Genomic DNA, 7,079 nt, shown 5'->3' with positions numbered 1-7,079 from the left:
GGGGGGCGGGGCCCCCCGCGCCCCCCCGGGGGGGGGCCCGGCGCCCCCCCCCCGGGCCCCGGGGGGGGCCCCCCGGGGCCGGGGGGGGGGGGGGGGGGCCCCGGGCCGCGCCGAGGCCGGCCGCTCCCGCCGCCGCGCCCGCGGCCAGGAAACCCCGTCGGGAGGTGGTGCCCCGCGCTGCGCTCATAGCCGACTCCTTATGCCTCGACAACGATGTCTGATGGAGCGTTCGGAACCTAGGCAGGGCGGGCACGGCTGTCAACAGGGCCTGGCGCGGGACCGGGCGAGGCGGCGGCGCACCCGCGCCCTCCGTGCGGGGCCGTGCCCATCGGCACGGAGCGCGGGGCAGGCCGCGTCCGCCCGTAGCCCCGGGCGTGGAGCTACGCCGCGAACGCGTCGACGGCCGCGCCGAGATCGTCCCCGGTGAACGGGTACTGCACGTCGCTGAGCAGACGCGCCAGCAGGGGCAGAGCCGTCTGCTCGGCGGCGAGCGCGACGCTCACCAGGTCCTTGTCGGGGACCAGCAGCATCGCGGTCCGGTAGCCGGGCAGGCGCCCGTTGAGGTACATCTGCCCCGACGGGCCGAGCGCCCACCCGAGCCCGTATGCCATGGGGTCGTCCGGCGCGGTGCGCGGGCGGCGGGCCTGGTCCAGCAGTTCCCGGTCGGCCAGCAGTCCCTCGCCCAGCGCGAGGAGGTCGGGTACGCACGACCACAGCCCGCCACTCGGACGGCGCGGGCGCGGATAGTCCCGCGGCGGAAGCTCCCGGCCGACGTCCCGTCCTGCGACCGGCTCGCGCGGGGTGTCGAAACCCGTGAGCGACAGGTTCCAGGGATCGAGCAGGTCCCGGCGGAGCACCGTCTCGTACGACGCGCCGCCGAGCGCGGCGAGTACCGCGCCGACGAGGAAGTAGTTGCCGTTGTAGTACGACCAGCGGGTGCCGGGCGCTTGCTCGTTGCCGCCGCGCACCACGAGCCTGGCCGCCTCGTGGAGCGCCTCGGGCCCCTCTCCCAGGGCCGCGGCGTCGGACGCCTCCACACACTCGCGCAGTCCCGAGACCTGGCCGAGGATCTGCTCCACGGTCAGGCCCGTGTCGGCCCGCCAGTCGGGGGCGAGGTCGGCGAGGAGTTCGATGAGGGGCGTGTCGAGCGCAACGCCGTTCTCCCGCAGCCTCCTGAGGAGCGCGGTGGAGGTGAACGCCTTCGTCAGTGACGCGATACGGAAGCAGGAGTCCGGTGCGAGGGCCGCCCCGCGAACGGCGGTGCTCCGCTCGCCCCCGACGGACACGCCCGCCACCACGGCGGGCGCCCCGCCGGGTGCGGCCTGCTCACCGCCCCTCACCCGCAGATCGACCATCTCCCGCAGATCCACCGCGGATCTCCCTCCCGATCGCTGTTCGGTGCCCCGCCACCACTCGCAGGTGACGGGGCGGCACGACCTTACTGCCCGCTACGACGGCTCGTTCTCGGGCCGCTGGAGCCTGGCGGGGCCCTGCCCGGCCCCAGGACCCGCGTCCATCGCTGCTCCCGGGCCCGGGTCCGAAAACGGAACCGCCGCCGCTCCCGGAACCGGAACCGGGCCTGCCGCCGCGCCCGTTGCCCCGGGGGGCGCCGGTTTCGCGGAGGAGAGCCAGTCGGCGACGCCGCGCATGCCGTCCAGCCAGTGCTCCTCGACGACGGCCGCCGCGTCCTGCGTGTCGCCCGCCGCCAGGGCCGAGAGCACGCGGCGGTGCTGCCGGTCCGCGGGACCGCGTACCGGGGTGCACTCCATGTAGGCGATCTCGTAGCGGGACAGGCTCGTACGCAGGCGCGCGATCGCCTCCTTGAGGTGCTCGTTGCCGCAGAGCCCGGCCAGCGCGCTGTGGAACTCGGTGTCGAGGGCGCGCCGGGCCACGGCGTCGCCGGCCGATTCGAGTGCGTCCAGGGTCGCCGCGAGCCGCTCGTGCTCGGCTTCTTCGAGGGGGCGGGTGACCGAGCGCAGGGCGAGGGCTTCGAGTGCCGCCAGGATGGGGTAGACCTCGCGGACCTCACGCGTACTCAGCGGCCTGACGACGAAGCCCCGTGCCAGGGCGGAGCGGACGACGCCCTCGGCCTCAAGGCGCAGGAGGGCTTCGCGCACCGGGGTGCGGGAGACGTCGAGGGAGCGGCTGAGGGCGGCCTCCGTCACCGACATGCCGGGGGCCAGACGGCCGGTGGAGAGCAGGCTGACGATGCGGGCGTAGACGGCCTCCCTCAGCGGCTGGTTGCGGGCGATGGGGACGGTGGAGCGGCCGTCGCCTTCTGATGTGGTCATCGGCGGTAGGGGCTCTCGTCCCGGTGCCGCGCCTCGAATTCCGTGCGCATGCAGAGGGTGGAGACGTCGGTCATGCGGTCGACGGCGAGGCGGCCGTCGAGGTGGTCGATCTCGTGCTGGAGCAGTTCGCCGAGTTCGCCGTCGGCCCGTACGGTGTGCCGCAGGCCGTCGGGTGACTGGTACTCGACGGTCACCCAGGTGTGGCGGCGGACGCGGCAGAAGATCTCGACGGAGAAGCTGAGACAGGCGTCCCAGGGCTCCCAGGTGGTCTTGGAACGGGCCGTGATGCGGGGGTTGACGAGCGTGCGCGGGGCGTCGAGCCGCAGGTGCACCATGCGGACGCCCGCGCCGATCTGCGGGGCGGCGATGCCGCGCCCGTAGCCGGTGCGCGCGACCCAGTCCGCGAGCGTGTCGTCGAGATCACCGGCCACCGCGCGGTCCTCGCCGGACAGCGGGAGCGTGACGGGCTGAGCGGGTGTGCGCAGGAGCGGGTCGCCGAGCTGGAGAGTCCTTCGTATCGTCACCTGCGCATCGTATACGATACGCAGAGTCCGACTGAAGGTCGCAGCACGGCGGTCCGCCCCCGCGGTCCTCAGGAAGCCCGCGGTCCTCAGGAAGTGGGTACTCCCGGCGCGCCCGTCCCGGCCTTCGGGGCCGCGATCTCCGCCGCGGGCTCCATGGACGAGGTCACCTCGGCGTCCGCCACGCGCCTCCTGCCGGTGTGGTTGAAGAGGAGGTTGAGCACCGCGGCCGTGACGCACCCCGTGGAGATGCCCGAGTCCAGGACGATCTTCGCCTGGGCGGGGAAGGCGTGGTAGAAGTCCGGTGCGGCGATGGGAATCAGGCCGACGGCCAGCGAGACGGCGACGATCAGGACGTTGTTGTCCTTGTCCAGGCCCGCCCGTACGAGGGTCTGGACCCCACTGGCCGCGACCGATCCGAACAGCACGATCCCCGCGCCGCCGAGAACCGGGCGCGGTACGACGGCGATCAGCGACGCGGCCACCGGGCACAGCCCCATCAGCACGAGGAAGCCGCCGCCGGCGGCCACCACGAACCGGCTGCGTATGCGCGTCATCGCGACCAGGCCGATGTTCTGCGCGAACGCGCTGCACATGAAGCCGTTGAACAGCGGGCTCAGCGCCGATCCCAGGGTGTCGGCGCGCAGCCCCGCCGCGATGGTGCGCTCGTCCGCCGGACGGCCCACGATCTCCCCGAGCGCGAGCATGTCGGCGGTCGACTCCGTCATGGAGACGACCATGACGACGCACATGGAGACGATCGCGGCACCCGCGAACTGCGGGGCTCCGAAGTGGAACGGCGCCGGGAACCCGACGAGGTCAGCGTGCTCGACGGGGCCGAAGTCCACCGCCCCGAACGGCAGGGCGACGAGCGTGCCCGCGACCATTCCGAGCAGCACCGAGATCTGTTTGACGAACCCGGTGGCAAGGCGGCGCAGGAGCAGCACGATGACGAGGGTCGCGCCCGCCAGCGCGAGGTTCTTCAGGGAGCCGTAGTCCTTGGCGGTCGCGTCGGGCCCCTGCATCCAGTCGAAGGCGACGGGCATGAGGGAGACACCGATGAGGGTGATCACCGTTCCGGTGACGACCGGCGGGAAGAAGCGGACCATGCGGGAGAAGAAGGGGGCCGCCACGAACCCGAGCAGCCCCGCGACGATCACCGCTCCGAAGATCACCGGCAGGGCGTCGTGCTTGTCCTTGGCCGACTGGGCGACCGCCAGCATCGGCGCGACCCCCGCGAAGGTGACGCCGTTGACGAACGGGAGGCGGGACCCGATCTTCCCGATTCCGAGTGTCTGGAGGAAGGTCGCGAGGCCTGCGGTGAACAGGCAGGCGCCGGTCAGGAATGTCAGGTCCGTGGCGGACAGGCCGACGGCGGCGCCCACGATCAGCGGCGGCGCGACCACTCCCGCGTACATGGCGGCGACGTGCTGCAACCCGGTCGCCGCCATCCGCAGGGCCGGCAGTCTCTCGTCGACGGGATGCGGAGCAGGCGGCTCCACGACGGCGCCCGCCTCCCCCGACGCTCCGTCATCCGTGGTGCCCTGCCTGGTGAACCTGGGCTTCATCGCCACTGCGGCTCCTCCGTCCGTCTTGCGGCGGCGGCCTCTGGCCGCGCGCTTCGCTCCTGGGAGGTGATACGAAAACAGTCCGACGAGGGGAGACGGAGAGCGCCACGCGCGGGGGCCTCGCGGTCCCCCCGAGAGCACCTTTCCCTCGTGTCTCATATTCCGCATCTCGGAATAATCGTTCTGTCATGCGGAATGAATGTACGATGCCCCCTCCGGGCCGTCAAGAGATCACGCAGCCCCTCACACGGCCTTACGGACCGGATTCCCCGCTGATCCGTACCCATCGGCTCGCACCCCGCGCAAGCGATCCGTATGCCATCGGCTCGCGCTCCCGCGCAGGCGATCCGTGGACGACCGGAGCCGTCGGCGCATCGGGACCGGGCCGCGCCCTGGGTCCGGGTCAACTCCTCGGGGAGGCCGCCGAACACTCTTGCCCCGCCGGGGATGACGTGCCCGTCCCCCGCAAGGGTCGTTGTGCCCGGTGTGAAGATGACGGAACTCAACCAGTATGTGGTACGCCCCGGGCAGGTGCGGGAGTGGACGCTTCACCCGCCGGCGATCTCGGCCGCACAGCAGGCGGGACGCGATGCCGTACCTCCCTCGTACAACCAGGAGTCCCACGTCCTCACCATGGCGCGGCTCCAGGAGCGCGGGGTGCGCACGGCCGACTGGGGCGGCGTGGCCTTCGAGATGCCGGGCCGGCTCCACCTGGACGCGTTCGGCGCAGCGCTGGTGAACTGGATCGGCCGGCACGAGACCCTGCGCAGTGGATTCCGCAGTGTGGGCGGCGAGTTGCACCGCTTCACCGTGCCGCAGGAGGTCGTCGGCATGGACAGCACGGTGCTCGGCGACTTCCGGGACTCCGGCGTGCTCAACCGGTTCCTGCGCGACCGGCTCGACGCGTCGACCCACACACTGCGCTGGCCGAGCTACGTGGTGGAGACGGTCCAACGGGCGGACTCCGTCACGGTCCTGCTCGCCTTCGACCACACGCAGACGGACGGCTACACGCTGTTCGCCATGGTCCACGAGATCCAGGAGTTCTACGCGGCGGCCCTGGAGGGGCGGGTGCCCTCGCTGCCCGACACCGGCAGCCACGTGAGCTACAGCGACGAGCAGCGCCGAGAGGCGTCCCTCGTGGGCCGCGACCACCCCGCGGTCCTGCGCTGGGAGCGCTTCATCGCGGACAGCGGCGGCCGGCCACCGGGCTTCCCGCTGCCGCTGGGCACCTCGGGCGAGGAACTGGTCCCGCAGAAGTCCGTGTTCGAGTGGCTGCTCGACTCCGCGGAGACGGACGCCCTCTCGGCCGCCTGCCGGGCCGAACGCGCCGCCCTGCCTGCCGGTGTGCTGGCGGCCAACGCCCTGGCGGCACGCCAGTTGGGCGCGCCGGCTCCGTACCGTACGGTCATGCCGTTCCACACCCGGTCGCGTTCCGAGTGGTCGGCCTCGGTCGGCTGGTACGTGGAAGGCGGCCCCGTGGAGATCGACCTGAGCGCCGGGTGCGACTTCCGCTCGGCCGTGCGCCGCGCCCAGATCGCGGCCCGCGAGGCCAGGCAGGTGGCGCGCGTGCCGTTCTTCCGGGTCTGCGAACTGCTCGGGGTGGACTTCAAGAAGACGACCCCCGACCCGTTCTCGCTCCTGTCCTACATGGACGTACGGGACTCCCCCGGCGCCGGGGACTGGGAGAAGTGGAACGCGCGGGCCCTGCTGCGGCTCTCCGACAGCGGCAAGGCCTGCTTGTGGGTGGTGTGTACGCGGGAGGGCCTCTACTTGTTCGGCCGCTATCCCGACACCGAAGCAGCCGGCGTCAATGTCACCCGCTTCGTGCGGTGTGTACGGGACATCCTGCGCGCCGCCGCCCGGCAGGACGGCGTCACCGGCGCGCCGCGGCTACAGGTCGCCTCCTTCGCCTGACGCCCGCTCTCACGGGGACGCCGAGAGGACCGACGCGAGGAAGCCTCGCGCCGGGGGGCCCGCCCCCGCGCGGGATGCCGAGGGGCGGGCGCGCCGGCCCTTCCTGAAGGGCCTGGTCAGAGGCCGCGCGTCAGAACTTCCCGCCACGGGCTGAACGGAGGGCGTGGCCGCTCCGTATCTTCGGGTGGTCCGGGTGATCCGACAGGCCTGGGCGGTCCGCGGGTGATCCGGGTGATCCCGGTGATCCGGTGGACGGGGCCGGGCATCCGCCCGCGGTCCGCGGAACGGACCCGCCGGAAGACGCGGTCCGCCGGGAGACCGCGGTCCGCGGAAGGCCCGCGGCACCGCGGGGGAACGACCGCACCACCACACCGCAACGAGGAGAGCAAGCCATGACGAGTACGCAGGGAGCCGCGCGGATCGTGACGCGCAGGACCGTGGTCGCCACCGCGGGAGCGGCAGGGCTGGGGGTCGCGCTCGCCGCCTGCGGCGGCGGCTCCGACAGTGCCGCGGGCTCCGACACCGCCGGGAGTTCGACGAAGGCACCGGCCGGGGGCGCCGAGGGCGGTGTCCTCGCGAAGACGTCGGACATTCCGGAAGGCGGCGGCAAGATCTTCACCGACCAGAAGGTGGTGGTGACGCAGCCGAAGGCGAACGAGTTCAAGGCGTTCTCGGCGGTCTGCACCCACCAGGGCTGCACCGTCGCGTCGATCAGCGACGGCACCATCAAGTGCCCCTGCCACGGCAGCACGTACAGCATCGTCGACGGCAGCGTGAAGGGC

Annotated in this window: 6 protein-coding genes and 1 pseudogene; 2 read left to right on the top strand and 5 right to left on the bottom strand. The window is 72.7% G+C overall.

Features of this window, described 5'->3' with window-relative positions; translation table 11 throughout:
• Positions 1–100: 100 nt before the first annotated feature.
• The 5 genes and pseudogenes from LCE31_RS41285 to LCE31_RS20540 form a co-directional block, all read right to left on the bottom strand.
• Positions 101–187, bottom strand: a pseudogene (locus LCE31_RS41285) (twin-arginine translocation signal domain-containing protein); the annotation flags it as partial.
• A gap of 193 nt (positions 188–380) precedes the next feature.
• Positions 381–1,370 (bottom strand): serine hydrolase domain-containing protein, encoded by a 990-nt coding sequence (locus LCE31_RS20555; protein ID WP_225016246.1) that lies wholly within the window; start codon positions 1,368–1,370, stop codon positions 381–383.
• 78 nt (positions 1,371–1,448) lie between these two features.
• The gene (locus LCE31_RS20550; RefSeq protein ID WP_225016244.1) at positions 1,449–2,291 is read right to left on the bottom strand and encodes a GntR family transcriptional regulator; all 843 of its coding nucleotides are present in this window, start codon (positions 2,289–2,291) and stop codon (positions 1,449–1,451) included.
• The gene (locus LCE31_RS20545) at positions 2,288–2,815 is read right to left on the bottom strand and encodes a peptide deformylase (protein WP_225016242.1); all 528 of its coding nucleotides are present in this window, start codon (positions 2,813–2,815) and stop codon (positions 2,288–2,290) included. The genes LCE31_RS20550 and LCE31_RS20545 overlap by 4 nt, the downstream gene beginning before the upstream one ends.
• Positions 2,816–2,901: 86 nt before the next feature.
• Positions 2,902–4,386: a nucleobase:cation symporter-2 family protein gene (locus tag LCE31_RS20540; protein WP_225016239.1), complete on the bottom strand. Its 1,485-nt coding sequence runs from the start codon at positions 4,384–4,386 to the stop codon at positions 2,902–2,904.
• A 486-nt stretch (positions 4,387–4,872) separates the two neighbouring features.
• Here LCE31_RS20540 and LCE31_RS20535 point away from each other — a divergent pair, with 486 nt between their 5' ends.
• The gene (locus tag LCE31_RS20535; protein ID WP_225016237.1) at positions 4,873–6,297 is read left to right on the top strand and encodes a condensation domain-containing protein; all 1,425 of its coding nucleotides are present in this window, start codon (positions 4,873–4,875) and stop codon (positions 6,295–6,297) included.
• Between the two features lie 392 nt (positions 6,298–6,689).
• Positions 6,690–7,079 (top strand): Rieske (2Fe-2S) protein (locus LCE31_RS20530; RefSeq protein WP_225016229.1); only part of this gene is annotated, 390 nt, incomplete at its 3' end.

This window comes from Streptomyces sp. 8L, from assembly GCF_020176795.1.
Lineage (GTDB): Bacteria > Actinomycetota > Actinomycetes > Streptomycetales > Streptomycetaceae > Streptomyces.
The sequence above is the reverse complement of the archived record's forward strand: the minus strand, read 5'-3'. Positions and strand labels throughout refer to the sequence as shown.

What these genes read in the sequence shown, in the direction of transcription:
- LCE31_RS20550 (WP_225016244.1), bottom strand. Translation starts at nt 2,291, where the DNA reads ATGACCACATCAGAAGGCGACGGCCGCTCCACCGTCCCCATCGCCCGC.
- LCE31_RS20535 (WP_225016237.1), top strand. Translation starts at nt 4,873, where the DNA reads ATGACGGAACTCAACCAGTATGTGGTACGCCCCGGGCAGGTGCGGGAG.